Annotated in this window: 15 protein-coding genes and 1 pseudogene; 11 read left to right on the top strand and 5 right to left on the bottom strand. The window is 62.0% G+C overall.

The genetic code is table 11. The features are described 5' to 3' along the window. Positions 1–157: 157 nt before the first annotated feature. The gene (locus G6N41_RS27695) at positions 158–565 is read right to left on the bottom strand and encodes a hypothetical protein (protein ID WP_231395655.1); all 408 of its coding nucleotides are present in this window, start codon (positions 563–565) and stop codon (positions 158–160) included. 619 nt (positions 566–1,184) lie between these two features. Here G6N41_RS27695 and G6N41_RS01000 point away from each other — a divergent pair. From G6N41_RS01000 to G6N41_RS00975, 10 genes and pseudogenes are all read left to right on the top strand, one after another. Continuing rightward, positions 1,185–2,090, top strand: a complete 906-nt coding sequence (locus G6N41_RS01000; protein ID WP_231608762.1) for a DUF3419 family protein — start codon at positions 1,185–1,187, stop codon at positions 2,088–2,090. A gap of 48 nt (positions 2,091–2,138) precedes the next feature. After that, positions 2,139–2,837 carry a TenA family transcriptional regulator gene (locus tag G6N41_RS00995; protein WP_086085663.1) on the top strand — a complete coding sequence of 233 codons (699 nt, stop codon included), beginning with the start codon at positions 2,139–2,141 and terminating at the stop codon, positions 2,835–2,837. Between the two features lie 61 nt (positions 2,838–2,898). Further along, entirely contained in the window at positions 2,899–3,468 is a 570-nt protein-coding gene (locus G6N41_RS27690) for a GNAT family N-acetyltransferase (RefSeq protein WP_231608761.1), read from the top strand. Continuing rightward, complete coding sequence (locus tag G6N41_RS27685; RefSeq protein ID WP_231608760.1) at positions 3,432–3,809, top strand: hypothetical protein; 378 nt, start codon at positions 3,432–3,434, stop codon at positions 3,807–3,809. The genes G6N41_RS27690 and G6N41_RS27685 overlap by 37 nt, the downstream gene beginning before the upstream one ends. A 33-nt stretch (positions 3,810–3,842) precedes the next feature. Then, entirely contained in the window at positions 3,843–4,247 is a 405-nt protein-coding gene (locus G6N41_RS27680) for a cytochrome P450 (protein ID WP_231608759.1), read from the top strand. 51 nt (positions 4,248–4,298) lie between these two features. Further along, positions 4,299–4,958 carry a cytochrome P450 gene (locus G6N41_RS27675; protein ID WP_231608758.1) on the top strand — a complete coding sequence of 220 codons (660 nt, stop codon included), beginning with the start codon at positions 4,299–4,301 and terminating at the stop codon, positions 4,956–4,958. A gap of 50 nt (positions 4,959–5,008) precedes the next feature. Then, the gene (locus tag G6N41_RS29390; protein WP_321573803.1) at positions 5,009–5,212 is read left to right on the top strand and encodes a hypothetical protein; all 204 of its coding nucleotides are present in this window, start codon (positions 5,009–5,011) and stop codon (positions 5,210–5,212) included. Between the two features lie 286 nt (positions 5,213–5,498). After that, a pseudogene (locus G6N41_RS27670) lies at positions 5,499–5,657 on the top strand (siderophore-interacting protein); the annotation flags it as partial. Positions 5,658–5,768: 111 nt separating this feature from the next. Further along, complete coding sequence (locus G6N41_RS00980; protein WP_198966330.1) at positions 5,769–8,597, top strand: MMPL/RND family transporter; 2,829 nt, start codon at positions 5,769–5,771, stop codon at positions 8,595–8,597. Between the two features lie 413 nt (positions 8,598–9,010). Then, entirely contained in the window at positions 9,011–9,889 is an 879-nt protein-coding gene (locus G6N41_RS00975; protein ID WP_198966329.1) for an alpha/beta fold hydrolase, read from the top strand. Between the two features lies 1 nt (position 9,890). On the opposite strand, the gene G6N41_RS00970 is transcribed toward G6N41_RS00975, so the two are convergent. The 4 genes from G6N41_RS00970 to G6N41_RS27655 form a co-directional block, all read right to left on the bottom strand. Then, positions 9,891–11,447: a GMC family oxidoreductase gene (locus G6N41_RS00970; RefSeq protein ID WP_198966328.1), complete on the bottom strand. Its 1,557-nt coding sequence runs from the start codon at positions 11,445–11,447 to the stop codon at positions 9,891–9,893. Between the two features lie 589 nt (positions 11,448–12,036). Next, the gene (locus G6N41_RS27665; protein ID WP_231608757.1) at positions 12,037–12,780 is read right to left on the bottom strand and encodes a hypothetical protein; all 744 of its coding nucleotides are present in this window, start codon (positions 12,778–12,780) and stop codon (positions 12,037–12,039) included. Beyond that, positions 12,756–13,037, bottom strand: a complete 282-nt coding sequence (locus tag G6N41_RS27660) for a hypothetical protein (RefSeq protein WP_198965176.1) — start codon at positions 13,035–13,037, stop codon at positions 12,756–12,758. The genes G6N41_RS27665 and G6N41_RS27660 overlap by 25 nt, the downstream gene beginning before the upstream one ends. Next, positions 13,013–13,324 carry a hypothetical protein gene (locus G6N41_RS27655; protein ID WP_231608756.1) on the bottom strand — a complete coding sequence of 104 codons (312 nt, stop codon included), beginning with the start codon at positions 13,322–13,324 and terminating at the stop codon, positions 13,013–13,015. Before G6N41_RS27655 ends, G6N41_RS27660 begins: the two co-directional genes overlap by 25 nt. 16 nt (positions 13,325–13,340) lie before the next feature. Between G6N41_RS27655 and G6N41_RS00955 the strand changes: the two genes are divergently transcribed. After that, a complete protein-coding gene (locus G6N41_RS00955) occupies positions 13,341–14,231 on the top strand; it encodes an AraC-like ligand-binding domain-containing protein (protein ID WP_265338851.1) in 891 nt (296 codons plus the stop codon). Positions 14,232–14,270 lie beyond the last annotated feature (39 nt).

The raw sequence follows: 14,270 nt of genomic DNA, 5'->3' as shown, positions 1-14,270 counted from the left end.
GAATCGAGGCTAGTGCCTGAAGAGCCGTATTGGCCATGCCTGATCTCATTTCGGCCCCCGGCTGGGCCCCATTGAAGCATTGGCAACATCGGCAATGTAACCGCAATTAGGGCTGGTTGCTGACACTCCTAATACGTTGGTATGACGAAACATTCGGTTAGGTCGATACTTCGACACAGTTCTTCGAAGCGGGGTCATCCCCACGCGGGCGGCTAGTACCGTTGCGCCTGGCCTCGACGAACAATATGCGGCTGTAGGCGAAGTTGCTTGCGATGCCAATGATAAGACTCGGTGCGATTGTCACCAGGATATTCGATGTGCCCGCTATTAGGTGGCCGATGACTAGCCAGGATGCCGTGAGCATGGAATTCACCACCGCGGCCATCCAGAAGCCCCGTCGGGGGTTTGCTGGCCAGCGGAATAATCGTTCGAGCGTCAGTGCCAGCACGAGAGTCGCAGACAGGCTGAGTGCCGCTTGGGTCAAGCCGGCGTGCAGGGCGACGATCACGCCGGAGCGATAGTGGGTGACGGCAGCCCAACATCCGTAGCTCATGGCCGCCCACATTGCGAGCAATGCTGGCCGTGTATTGGACCGTAGCCACCGAAAGTCGGTGCTGTTGCGTATTGGTCTCATCGGAAGCATCCGCGGTAACTTATGGCAATGGGAAATCTAAGTGAATCCGATGGCTAGGGGACACCTCTTGTCCCCCAATCGGGGGACAAGAGATCTTCGTGACGGGACAGCGGACGTACGGATAGCGCTCCTGCAACGACGCAGCATGCAATCATAGATAAGGGTTATTGACCGTTAAAATTTCTTTATGATTCTAAATTTGCACAGCTCAAACTCGTTGTGGTAGACGATATGTTCGAACTCCACCCTCGGAGTCGAGGTGGTTTGGAGCCGACATGGGTATTACGTGCTAGCAAGAATTGAGATTGAGGAATCCATTATTTCTGAGATTTAGGAATTCATCATTTCTGAGGTGGCGGCGCCGCGGCTGGAATTGTTGGCGCAGGCGCACCATTTGTCGGTGGCATTTGCTCAGGTCCGTGAGGACGCGTTGCAGGACGTGTGGCTTGCGTCGCGGCAATACCGGACGCGGGGTAGGCCGTTGCGCGTCGCGTTGACGGCCTCCGGTGGGTGTACCGCCGCTGCCTTGGCGGCGACTGCGGGTGTGGGTTTGCTGCATCTGATCGACGCCAATCCGGCGCAACTGGCGTTGACGCGGCTCAAGTTGCACCTGCTGGAGACGGTCGGTAGCCCAGAGCGGATGTGTTTGCTGGGACACGAGTGGATGCCTGCGTCGGAACGTCACGCCGCATTGGAGCCGGTCTTTGCGGCATTGAACATCGCACCGGACGCGGTGGGCCCGGTACCGGAGGTTGCTACCTGGGGCCCGGATTTCTGCGGTCGCTACGAGTGGCTGTTCGCCGCGTTGCGTCATGAGCTTGCGGACTGGCAATACGAATTGAATGGTGTTCTAGGACTGCGGAATCCGGCAGAGCAGTCGCGAAGGGTTGCTCGTGGCACGGCTCTCGGTGCGGCGTTGGATCGCGCCTTCGATGCGGCCTTCGACCTGGACATCCTGGTGAATTTGTTCGGTGAGGGGGCGACGGCCAACCGTGTCGAACCGTTCGCCCGGCACTTCGCCCGCCGGACCCGACACGTGCTCGCGACCCAACCCGCGGCCGACAATCCCTACCTGTGGCAACTATTGGCCGGGCGATACCCCGGCGTCACGGTGCCTTGGCTTGCCCACAAGGCGCCAGTAGTCGACTTACCGGAGATCACATTCACGCAAAACACAATGGACGCGGCCCTCGGAGTCCTGCCGCGCGGCGGGTTCGACATCGTTCACCTGTCGAACATCCTTGATTGGCTCACTCCCGAGGAGGCTCTTATCACGCTGGCGCGTGCTTACCACGCCCTGCGGCCGGACGGCATTGTCGTTGTGCGCCAGCTGAACTCAACGTTGGATGTGCGCGGCTGCGGCCCGGATTTCCGATGGGATCCGGCTGCGGACGAACTACATAGCCGGGACCGCAGCTTCTTCTATCGGGCCTTGCACGTCGGTGTCAAGCCCTGATCGCTACCGAATCAACTTCTCTTCATCCACCACCCCGATTGGAGCACGATGTCTACTACCGTATGCCTCACCAAGGCCGCGCGTGTCACGAAAAGGGCCGAGCAGATTCTTGACGGCATCGGGATCATGGCTAACCCGTACCTCACCACACTGACCGACGGCAGCATGCCGCTGGAGCGCTTCCGCGCCAGCCAGGAGCAGTTCGGCTTCGCCGTCACCTACTTCGCCCGGCCGATGGCCTCACTGATTTCCCGGATGGATCTACCCGGCCAGCGGCTCGGCATCTTGAGCAACATCGTCGAGGAGCATGGCGACTTCAAACCTCATTTCTTCCACCACGCGACCTTCCGGCAGTTCCTAGCCAGCATCGGCAGCGATGCCGAGCGACTGGACGCCCTGGCGCCAGCCCCCCAGGTGGATGCCTTCAACAGCGTTCTGACCTCCGTCTGCACGATGGAGGACATGGCGGTGGGGATCAGTTGTCTGGGCATCATCGAGCATGCTTTCGCCGGCATCTCGGCAACGATCGGTTCCGCGGTGGTGGAGCGGGGTTGGGTCGCCCAAGACGATCTGGTGCACTACGCGTTGCATGCCGAGATCGACGAGCAACACGCTGAGGACTTCTTCGTCCTCGTCGAGGACACCTGCGACGACTCCCGCACCAGCTGTGCGGTAGACCGCGGCCTGCGACTCGGCGGATACGTGTTTAACCGCCTGTACACCGACCTGTATCAGCTCGGCGGCTGAGCCAGGAGTGACAACCGTCCACATGCTTCAGGGCCCGCCGCCTTCCGGCCTGGCGCGAGCCTTGGAGACTTTCGAGAAGCAGTTCACCTACCCGCTGGGGCCCGGCCGTAGCTTCCGCATCTCCCATGGCGCCGACTACACGCGGTTCTACCGGGCGATGGGCGAAGTGGCCAGGGTGTTCGTGGCCGAGCGCGACGGCCAGGTGATGGGCACAGTGGCGGCTGCAGTGCGACCACTGCGGACCCCCGAGGGGCGCGAGCAGCACAGCGCCTACATCGGGGACTTGAAGATCCTGCCGGCCGAGCAGGGCGGACGGACCATTTTGAGGCTCGGCATCGCCTTTCTGAAAGAAGCAAGAAAGCACAGCCACGCCGAGAGCAGAGGGTTCGGCGTGGTGATGGATGGCACCGCCAAAACGCCGTCGGAGTATTCCGAGAGGCTGGGATTTCCCAACGGTACCGAGGTCGGCCACATCAGCGTGCTGCGCATCCCCACCTGCCAAGGCTCCGATGCCACCGCGGCACACACCGCCTACCTGGTGCCCCCAGCGGCGGCCGCGCAGGCCTACCGCGCTGGACGCAGGGCCACTACGCGGTGCCCGCGGGCGACGCGACGTTACGCTCCGAGCTAACCCCAACCACACTCCTGCTGCCCGACGACTCGGCGTGCGGGCTGCTGGAAGACACCCGCCAGGCCAAACGCTTGCTCACTGAGGACGGTGAGCTGCGCAGCGCGCATCTGTCCGACTTCGCCTACCGCAACCCGGCGTGCGGAGCCGCACTGCTGCAGTCCGCGCTGCCGTTGGCCGCTAAGCATGGCAACCCGGCGCTGTTTGTCGCCGTCCCGGCTTCCGATATCGACGCGTTCCTGGCGCATCTGGACATCCCGCAAACGGTGGTGGCCCCGGCGACGATCTGCGGCACGAGGCTCGCCGCCGCGCCGCGATGGACCGTCAACACCGCAGAGATCTGACATCTCTATCACCTGTCAAGAGAGGACATTGCAATGGCGGAAGCCACAACTGACCCGATTCAGCTGCCGCCGGGGCCGAATGCGTCGAAGCTGACTCAGACATTGGTATACGTTTTCGCCAAGGCGCGCGCCCGGACGCGGTTGACCAACCGGTATGGCTCCGGGTACTCCCTCAATCTACCAAAATACGGCCCCACGCTAGTCATCAGCGATCCGGCGATGTTGAAGGAACTTTTCACTTCCGGCAACGATTTAGTCACTCGGCCAACGACTCTCGGCAAGCTGCTGGGGCCGGGCTCGATACTCAGCATGATCGGCGTCGAGCATCGTCAGCGTCGAAAGCTGATGGTGCCACCATTTAACGGTAGGCGCATCGACGCGTACGTCAAGATCGTCGAAGAGGAGTTCCTACGTGAGGCTCAAACCTGGCCTGAATAAACAGAATTCGAATCCCTGCAAGAGTTGGTAAATATTACCGGCAGCATAGTCTTGCGCACGATCCTGGGTGCGCACGGGGCGATCTTCGAAGAGCTCCAGTACTTGGGGCCACGGACAATTGTGCTCGCCGCTAACATGATTGCCTTACCAGAGTGGTTGCGGCGTGATCTTGGCCCCTGGAGTCCATGGGGCAAGATTCAAGCGGCTCGAAGCCGATTTGACGAACTGGTCGCCCAGCTGATCGCTGAAGCACGGGCAGATCCGAACTTTGAGACACGGACCGACATGCTGGCGATGATGCTGCAGGCGCGCTATGACGACGGCTCACCCATCACCGACGCTCACATCAGCGATGAAATGCTGACGATGATCGTGGCCGGACACGAAACGACGGCCACCACGCTGGCATGGGCCATCGAGCGTTTACGTCGCAGCCCCAGTTTCGTGGCGCAACTCGTCGATGAGATCGACAACGGCGGAACCGCGCTGATGCAGGCTACGGTCTGGGAGGTGCAACGTACCCGGCCGGTATTGGATTTCATCGCTCGGCGAGTCGAAACGCAGCTACGACTGGGCCCACGGGTGCTTCCGAAGGGTCATATGATCGTTGGCGATGTTTGGGCTGATCAAGACGCGTCGAGCAGTTTCAAGGACCCAGAACGGTTTGACCCGACCCGTTTCGCCGATGGACCACCAGAGAGCTATGCGTGATACCTTTCGGCGGCGGCATACATCGGTGTATCGGCGCCGCCTTTGCGAACATGGAGATGACAACCGTCCTGCGAACCCTCCTGCGCAAGTTCGAACTTGTTCCGACCGATGCTCCCGCCGAGCCGATCCGTTCTCGCGGTATCACCAACGCGCCGGGCCATGGCGGGCGCATCGTGGTACGCAGCCGTCCGGCTGGTGCCCGCGCCGCATATGCGTCTGAGGATGGGCATTCTGCTGTAGCACAATCAGTTTGAACTCCGACCGGGAATTTTCACGCATGACCGACAACTCGATCGCATGGGTGGAGGGGGCGTTGGTAGCGGGTGACCAGCGTGCGCAGCCGCACGAGCCGCGCCAACTGCGGATTGCGACGGCCGACGAACTCATCGCGGCGATCGCGACTTCGCTTATCAGGGGGGCGCCTGCGATTGGCGTCACGGCGGCTTTTGGAGTGGCGTTGGCCGCGTCGTTGGCTGCCTCGGGTGACAACACCGACGAGCAGATCCGACGTCAGGCCGCGCGCATCGCGTCGGCGCGGCCAACCTGCGCCCGTATATCCGCAAAGAACGGGGCGTGGACGCGAAGTAAACGTCGTCGATCTCTGGGTACTGGCGGAGCGCACACACCGACAACACGTTGCGGCGGTGGAAGAAGGACCTCGCCACTGAGGAGGCGGGCTCAGATCGATGCCTCTGTTAGTGGCAGTAAACGCGCGGTCCGTCGTTGTATTTCGCTGTCGAAGCAACAATGGTCGACCGCGCCGCAATCACGTTCTAATAGCGCCTACAACTACTACCGGGTGAAGTCCGCATGACTGTCAATTGCGCGAACGACTCCGACACTCGCGTGTACGCCGAAAGGCCGCTGATCGCGAGGACGATTTATGCGTTCGCGGTGCCAATCGTCTTGGGCTGGCTGGCTATTTGCGTCGCACTCACCGTGTTCGTGCCATCGCTGGAAAAGGTCGAACAACAGCGTGCAGTTTCACTGAGTCCTCAGGATGCGCCGTCCTTCCAGGCGGTCAAGCGCATCGGCCAGGTGTTCCACGAAGGAAATTCCGACAGTTCAGCGATGATCGTGTTGGAGGGCGATCAACCGCTCGACGACGCGGTTCATAAGTATTACGCCGCTTTGTTGCGCAAGTTGAATGCCGATAAAAAGCACGTAGAGCACGTGCAAGACATCTGGGGCGATCCTCTCACGGCGGCGGGCGCGCAAAGCGACGACGGCAAAGCCGTGACTGTCCAATTGAGTTTGGGGGGCAATCGAGGTGAGTCGCTGGCCAATGAATCCGTCGAAGCCGTCCGCAAGATCGTTGCGGAGACGCCCGCTCCGCCCGGGATAAAAACGTACGTCACGGGGCCGTCGGCGCTCATGGTGGATATGCAGCGCAGCGGTGACAAGTCCATGCTGAAAATCACGCTGACGACTGTCACGGTCATTTTTTTCATGTTGCTACTCATCTATCGTTCGGTCAGCACCGTTATTGCCTTGCTGTCCATGGTCGGCGTTGCATTGACAGCGTCGAGGGGAATTGTCGCCCTGATCGGGCATAGCGGGGGTATCGGACTCACCACATTTGCGGTCACGTTGCTCACGTCGTTAACAATCGCGGCCGGCACGGACTACGGCATTTTCGTCTTTGGCCGGTACCACGAAGCGCGCCTGGTCGGTGAAGACGAAGAGACCGCCTTTTACACCATGTACCGCGGCACTACCCACGTCATTTTGGGCACTGGCTTGACTATCGCCGCCGCGACCCTCTGCCTCCTGTTCGCCCGGCTGCCTTCCTTCCAGACTCTGGCCATCCCCTGCGCGGTGGGGACGTTGGTTACTGTGGCGGTCGCGCTGACGCTGACGCCGGCCGTGCTGGTTATCGGCAGCCGCTACGGTCTGTTCAACCCCAAACGGCGGCTCGACGTCCGGCGCTGGAGACGCGTCGGCACGGTGTTAGTGCGATGGCCTGTGCCCGTCCTCACCGCAACACTGGCTATTGCCCTCGTCGGACTGCTGGCTCTGCCCGGACTTCGAATCAACTACAACGACCGGATCTATCTACCCACCGGCATCCCTGCGAACCAGGGGTACGCGGCGGCAGATCGCCATTTCGCCCCGGCCCGGATGAAGCCCGAGATCTTGATGATCGAGTCGGATCACGACATGCGAAATCCGGCCGACTTCTTGATTTTGGACAAACTGGCCAAGGGAATCTTCCGCGTTCCCGGAATCTCGCGGGTCCAGGCGATAACCAGGCCCGACGGAACTACGCTGGCGCACACGACTATACCGTATTTGATCAGCATGCAGAACGCCATTCAAGTGCCGACGCTCAAATTTCAGCGTGACCGGATGAAGGACATGCTCTCGCAAGCCGAAGAAATGGACCAAATGGCCGTCGCGATGCGTCGTATGTACGACGCCATGGCGAAGCTTTCCGACAATACCTACCGAATGGCTAATGACTTCGTCGAGATGGATCAAATCGCCAGCGAGGTGCGCGACCACATCACCGACTTCGATGACTTCTGGTGGCCGATCCGCAGCTATTTCTACTGGGAAAAGCACTGTTACGATATTCCGATCTGCTGGTCGTTCCGATCGGTTTTCGACGCGCTGGATGGTGTGGACGAGATAGACGAGAAAATCGGCGCGCTCGTGAGTGACGTCCAGACCCTGGACGCGCTGCTACCCCAGATGCTCGCGACATTCCCGCCGATGATCGAGACCATCGAAAGCATGCGCACCATGATGCTGACCATGCACAGCACCATGGTGGGCATTTTCGACCAGATGGATGAGATGAGCGAAAATGCGAACGCCATGGGCAAGGCGTTCGACACCGCCAAGAACGATGACTCTTTCTATTTGCCACCGGAGATTTTCCAAAACAAGCGTTTTCAGTGCGCCATGGACTCGTTTCTGTGGGCGGACGTACACGCGGCCCGCTTCATCATTTTGCACCGAGGCGACCCCCAGACGCCCGACGGCATGGCAAGTGTTAACGCCGTCCGGACGGCGGCGGAAGAGTCGCTCAAGGGGACCCCATTGGAGGACGCCAAGATATATCTGACTGGCGCGGCAGCTGTGGTCAAAGATATCGACGAGGGCGCCGGCTGGGACCTTCTGATTGTGGGAATTTCGGCCATGTGCCTGATTTTTATCATCGTGCTGATCCTCACCCGCGCCCTTATTGCTGCCGCTGTGATCGTGGGGACGGTAGTGCTGTCGCTGGGCGCTTCCTTTGGGCTATCCGTGCTGCTATGGCAGCATATTCTCGGCGTTCCCTTGCACTACATGGTGCTGACGATGTCTGTTATCGCCCTCTTGGCGGTGGGATCTGACTACAACCTGCTGTTGGTGGCCCGGTTCAAACAGGAATTGGGCGCCGGACTGAATACCGGAATCATCCGCTCGATGGGCGGTACCGGAAAGGTCGTGACGAACGCGGGCCTGGTATTTGCCGTCACCATGGCATCGATGGTCGTCAGCGACTTGCGAGTTATCGGCCAGGTGGGAACTACGATTGCCCTGGGCCTGCTGTTCGATACCTTGATTGTCCGGTCGTTCATGACGCCCGCAGTAGCCGCGCAGTTGGGCCGCTGGTTCTGGTGGCCGATGCGAACAGGCGCCATACGCTAGATGGCTAGATCCGGCGAAGCCGGATTTTTGAGTGAAGTTGTGTGGCGTGGGTCAGGTTCGCTGGTGTTCGATTTGGAGGGTGCGTCATTCCATCTGCGTAGGTCCGGGGTGGTCCATCAGCGGACCGCTGTTGGGGCGGACAGAAGGAGTTTCTTGTGACCAAGACCATGCAGGCGCCAGCCGGGGACAAGACTGCGGTGCGGCGGTTGGCCGAGACGTTCACAGCCGAGACGCTGGACTCGTCGATCAACCTGACTTAGGTCATTTTTCCGGTTCGCGTTTGTCGCGGGGCTTGGAACTGCTGTTTTCCGATCGTTGAGGCTAGAGCAAGCTCAGTGCGGCCGTGTGCAAGCATCCGCCGTCGTTTTCGGCCACCATGGTGTGGTGGAGCCATCGGTACGCGGGGCGGCGCCATGACTCGGGCGCAGGCCGCGCGCCTGCTCGAACAGCACCGGGCATCGGGGCGCCGATTCACCGCGGCCGGCATCGAGTCCTTCGTCTTGGATAGCGGCGCCCGAGACGCACCGCCGGTGATCTGCGTGCACGGCGTGCCAGCGTCGTCATTCCTCTACCGCAAGGTCGTGGCGGCCATGGCCCAGCGTGGTCTGCGGGGGATTGCGATCGATCTGCCCGGTCTCGGCCTTGCCGAACGCCCCGGCGACGCCGACTACACCTGGAGCGGTCTGGAACGTTGGCTGGGCGCGGCGATCGATGCGCTGGGTATCGGCCGCTTTCACCTGGTCGTCCACGACATCGGTGGACCGATCGGATTCGACGTCGCCAACGCGGCACCCGACCGTGTGCTGTCGATGACGCTGCTCAACACCATCATCGCGGTGGAGCGCTTTCACCGCCCCTGGCCGATGGAGCCGTTCGCTCATCGAGCGGTCGGCGAAATGTGGCTTGGCTTGTTGCGCGTTCCGGGCGCGTTCGAGTCGATAATGCGTCTGGTGGGCGTGAGCAGTCGGGTCCCGAGCGCCGAGATCGCTTGTTGGAAGCCGCTTTTGTTCGGGGATGACGGAGGCCGGGCATTCCTCGAGATCATGCGCGGCTTCGAACTGACACCAGAAAAACAGCACAACTACATCGCGGCGGTCCAGGACACGCGCTATCCGGTGCAAATCGTATGGGGTGTTCGAGACACGATGCTGAGTTGGCGCCGCTACGGCGCCGAGGCCCGGCAGCTGGCCGGGACGCAGCGGGTGACCACGCTACCGGCCAAGCACTTTCTTCAAGAGGATTTTCCAGAGGAGATCGCGGCCGCGGTTCAGCGGCTCGCCCAGTCGAGCTGAATCACAGGCCATGGTCTGCTTTGACGATCTCCGCGGCACGCTCACCGATCACGACGCAAGGAGCCATGGTGTTGCCGGTGGTGATCCGCGGCATGATCGAACTATCGGCAACCCGAAGATTTTCCATTCCATGGACTTTCAACTTGGCGTCAACCACCGACATGTCGTCTCGCCCCATCTTGGCGGTGCCGGACTGATGCCAATAGGTCGAAGCGCCATCGCGAACGAAACGTTCGAGCTCGGCACCCGCGAGACCGCCCGGCATCACCTCGCGCTTCGCGAAGGGGCGAAGTGGTGCCGAATTGCCGATCTCGCGGCAGAGTTGCACCCCGGCCGCGGCGGCCTTCATATCGTCAGGGTGGGCGAGCATCTCGGCCTCGATCAGCACAGGGGCGCCGGGGTGCGCCCCGGTGAGCCGCACCCGACCGCGACTTTGTGGTCTGACCACGCCCACACACATGGTCCAGCCGTGTGCCGGCAGCCCGTAGCGTGCTGCGTTCTCCGGGCTGGACAACGGAAACTCCGCCACACAGATCTGTAGGTCCGGGGTGGCCAGCTTCGGGTGGCTCTTCCAGAAGACCGTGACCTCCGCCCCGTTGTTGCGCGGTGCCAGCGCCTCATGCGATTCCCACACACAGTCAATCCGAGGGTGATCCTGATAGTTGTGTCCCACTCCGCGAAGATGCGTGACGACCGGAATGCCGAAGCCGCGCGGATCATTTGCATCCCCGATGCCAGACTGCATCAGCACTTTGGGGGTGTTGACCGCGCCGAGTGAGACGACCACCTCTTGGGTGGCGGAGACGGTGCGGATCGCGTTGGCATGCGAGAACTCCACGCCGGTGACACGACTCCCGCTGAACGTCAGCCGCCGGACCGTCGCACCGGTAAGGACGGTGAGGTTGCGTTGTTGCAGATAGGGGTGCACATAGCTGCGGAACACCGACTCGCGGAGTCCATTTCGCAGTTGCAGGTCCAATAGCGATGCGCCGCCAGGTCCCTCCATCATGATGCCGTTGTTGCTGTCATAAACGGGAATCCCGATTGCGCCCGCACCATCGACGACAGCCGTGGCAATCGGATTGGGGTCGGGCGCGGTTTGGACGAACACCGGGCCCCCGACTCCCCGCCGATCGCCGTCGCAGCGGCCGTGCCAGTCCTCGATGCGGCGGTAGACGTCCAGGACCGATTCATAGCCCCAGCTCGGGTCGCCGGCTTCCGCGGCGAAATGGGCCCAGTCGTTGCGGTGACCGCGCGCCCAAGCCATCACGTTGATGCTCGATCCTCCGCCGAGCACCTTGCCCATGGAGAGCGGTATGGATCGTCCGTTCAGGTGGGCGCTCGGAGCCGAGGCAAAGCCCCAATCGCGTGCGCTGCCCAGGTTGAGTGGCCATTGGGCAGGATCCATCACCTCCGCAACGTCGTCGGTGCCGCCGGCCTCCAGCAACAACACGGCGACGTTGCTGTTCTCGGATAGTCGCCGCGCCACCACCGACCCTGCCGAACCGGATCCGCAGACCACGAAGTCATACCGCGCCGCGATGGGATCGGAGCACATGTGTTTTCTCGATTCTGCATTGGGGCGGTTCGGTATTCGGTGGTCTTTTGGTTTGCGGTCGCGGGGATCAGTGGCGGCGCCGACCAGGATGACGCGATGTCTCACCCAGTGTTGGTCGGGCGGGACGGGGCGCGCTTGCACGCCGGCGCACGGATCTTGAGCTTGCGCGAATGCTTCGGGTGAACTCGCGGCGCAGTGCCGCTTCGGGCGCCGCGCCGGTACCTTCGAATGAGGTGCTCAGCATCCGTCACGGGGGCGGGCGCCGTACCGCGCGATGACGTCGGCTGAGCAGGTTGCGGCCAAACCCGGGATGGCTCGCCGACGAGTTGGAGGCACCATGGTGAATCCCAGCCGACCCGGCCAGCGCTGTGCCGCCACGTCCGCACGGCGAAACGAACGTTTTGAAGCCTTCCAGCACGCCATCTCCCAGACATTCGTGCCGCTTGCGTTGTGCGTCGATGACGTCGGAACTTTTCGTGGCCAAGTGCGCTCGGCGAGTCTGGGCACGGTCCAACTGTCCGATGTCCGGGTCGGAAATGACTTGCCGTGATGCATCAAGTCAAGATGCCTGCGAAACCTGGTTCATGCATCAGGTAAGGAATGCCCGCGAAATCGGGGTCAGGTGGTGGTCTTGCTTTTGATGCGGATGCCGGCTTTGAGGGCGGGTAGAGCGGCGGGTATGGCGGTGAGGTAGAGCTGTTCGGTCTTGTCTTTGGCGAGTCTGAGCAGGGCGGCTTGCAGGTCGGCGATCTGGTGGGCGATCGCGGCGGGGTTGAGGCTGTTGCGGTAGGTGAGCAGCTCTGTTTGTTGGGCCGCTGAGAGGACTCCGGCGGCCAGCAGCCGGTCCAGGGGTCTGGGGCTTGTCGTAGAGCCGGCGGCGGTGACCGTCGCGGCTGCAGCCGTAGCTGATGGGTTTGATGGTGGGGGTCAGGTAGTTGAGCCGGTCGTTGACCAGGTGCCACAGCCGGTTGAGCACGGCGCGTTCTTCGTCGGTGTCGTAGCGGTAGTAGAACCCGTAGCGACGCACGAGGTGGTTGTTTTTAGACTCGATGGTGGCCTGGTCGTTCTTCTTGTAGGGCCGTGAGCGGGTGAAGAAGATCTCCATGTCCGCGGCCCACTTGATGACCGCCTTATTGAGGAATTCGGTGCCGTTGTCGAAGTCCAAACCCGTTACCTTATAGGGGATTTTAGTAATTCCGGTTTTGAGGGCGCCCAGGATGTGGGGGTGGGCGTTGTTGCGCACCGTGCGGGTGAACACCCAGCCGATGTGCATGTCGGTGAGGTTGACCGTGCGGGCGAACTCACCTTTCAGTGTCGGGCCGCAGTGCGCCACGGTGTCGCCTTCGAAGAACCCCGGAGATTCTTCGGCCTCATCGCCTGCTTTGCAGATGGTGATCGAGGACCGCAGCAGCGGGAGGGTTTCGTCGTCGACACACCCGAGATCTGGTCGCGGGCCTTGGCGCCGCGCAGGTAGCGGTCGATCGTGGCGCTGCTCATCGCCAACAGCTCGGCACGCACCGCCGGGCCGTAACGGTCACGGCCGTCCACCAGTTCGCCGTGGCGTTCTAGAGCATCCAACTGAAGTGCCATGGAAGCGGCCAGATACCGGCCGCACTGCCCGCCTGAGGCCGCCCACACCTTCTGCAACACCTTGAGCGCATCCTAGAGTACTTCGGATTGCGTTGCCGGCGAGTCCGTTTGGCGACCTGCCGACCCGCTCCCGGCGGCGCGGCCGCCGCCCTCAACCGCCGCCTGGCGTTGTCACGCGACCAGCCGGTGACCGCCACCACCTGATCCAGAATCTGCCCCTTGTCCGCCTTCGGCGCCCCCACATACGCCCTGTCGAACTTCGCGGTGATCTCGGCCCGAGACGACATCGACAGCCCACTTCCCATGCCTGCTGAGGATCGACCGTTTCGCGGGCATTTTTACGTGATGCACCGAGGACGCTTCACGGGCATTTCTCGTGATGCTTGCCGCTTGCTGGTGCGCCGCACGGCCAAGCTGATAAACTACAGCGCCCCGGACTACCTCAAGGTCGCGATGCCGCTGAACGGTAAGTGCGTTGTGACCCAGGACGGCCACGAAGAGACGTTGGCCCCGCGAGATTTCGCGGTGTACGACACGACCCGGCCCTACAGCCTGGCTTTCAGCGGTGCCTACCGGGCGCTGGTCATCATGTTTCCGCGCGACCAGGTGCGGCTGTCCTCGGCCGAATTGACGCGGTTGACGGCTCGGCGACTGGACGGGCGCGATGGCTTGGGAGCGCCGGTGTCGGCTTTCCTGGCCGAGATGGGCAACCGGCTCGACGATGCGAACACCGCCGGCACCCTCTATTTGGCCGACGCGGTGCTGGACATGCTGGCGGCATCGTTTGCCGCGCAACTATCCGACGAGACCGGCGGCAATGCGGCTCGAGGTACGCGAGGCCTGGCGCTGCGGATTCGTGCCTTCATCGAAAGTCGGCTCGGTGACCCGGGTCTGGATGTTTCAACGATCGCTGCCGCGCATCATGTTTCGGTGCGGTACCTGCAAAAGCTGTTCGAGTCGCAGGGCCAGACAGTCACCGGCTGGATCCGAGACCGCCGCATCGAGCATTGCCGTCGCGACCTGGAAGATCACCGCCTTGCGGAAGTGCCGGTGAGCTCTATCGCCGCGCGTTGGGGGCTGGTCAACCCATCGCATTTCTCCCGCCTCTTCAAGGCCGTTCATGGGTCCTCACCCGCCGAATACCGCGCGCAGGTTTCGCTACGCTCGCCTTCCGCATCCACCGATCGGGGCTAGGTTGGAGGTAGAGCTGCGCGATAGCGGGATCGGGTTGCT

It is taken from the genome of Mycobacterium shottsii, assembly GCF_010728525.1.
Taxonomy (GTDB): Bacteria; Actinomycetota; Actinomycetes; order Mycobacteriales; family Mycobacteriaceae; genus Mycobacterium; species Mycobacterium marinum.
Note: the sequence above shows the minus strand (reverse complement) of the source record. Positions and strands in the feature narration are given on the sequence as shown.

What these genes read in the sequence shown, in the direction of transcription:
- G6N41_RS27680 (WP_231608759.1), top strand. Translation starts at nt 3,843, where the DNA reads ATGGCGGAAGCCACAACTGACCCGATTCAGCTGCCGCCGGGGCCGAAT.
- G6N41_RS00980 (WP_198966330.1), top strand. Translation starts at nt 5,769, where the DNA reads ATGACTGTCAATTGCGCGAACGACTCCGACACTCGCGTGTACGCCGAA.
- G6N41_RS27695 (WP_231395655.1), bottom strand. Translation starts at nt 565, where the DNA reads ATGTGGGCGGCCATGAGCTACGGATGTTGGGCTGCCGTCACCCACTAT.
- G6N41_RS00970 (WP_198966328.1), bottom strand. Translation starts at nt 11,447, where the DNA reads ATGTGCTCCGATCCCATCGCGGCGCGGTATGACTTCGTGGTCTGCGGA.
- G6N41_RS00995 (WP_086085663.1), top strand. Translation starts at nt 2,139, where the DNA reads ATGTCTACTACCGTATGCCTCACCAAGGCCGCGCGTGTCACGAAAAGG.
- G6N41_RS00955 (WP_265338851.1), top strand. Translation starts at nt 13,341, where the DNA reads ATGCCTGCTGAGGATCGACCGTTTCGCGGGCATTTTTACGTGATGCAC.
- G6N41_RS27655 (WP_231608756.1), bottom strand. Translation starts at nt 13,324, where the DNA reads ATGTCGTCTCGGGCCGAGATCACCGCGAAGTTCGACAGGGCGTATGTG.
- G6N41_RS00975 (WP_198966329.1), top strand. Translation starts at nt 9,011, where the DNA reads ATGACTCGGGCGCAGGCCGCGCGCCTGCTCGAACAGCACCGGGCATCG.
- G6N41_RS29390 (WP_321573803.1), top strand. Translation starts at nt 5,009, where the DNA reads ATGGAGATGACAACCGTCCTGCGAACCCTCCTGCGCAAGTTCGAACTT.
- G6N41_RS27660 (WP_198965176.1), bottom strand. Translation starts at nt 13,037, where the DNA reads ATGGCACTTCAGTTGGATGCTCTAGAACGCCACGGCGAACTGGTGGAC.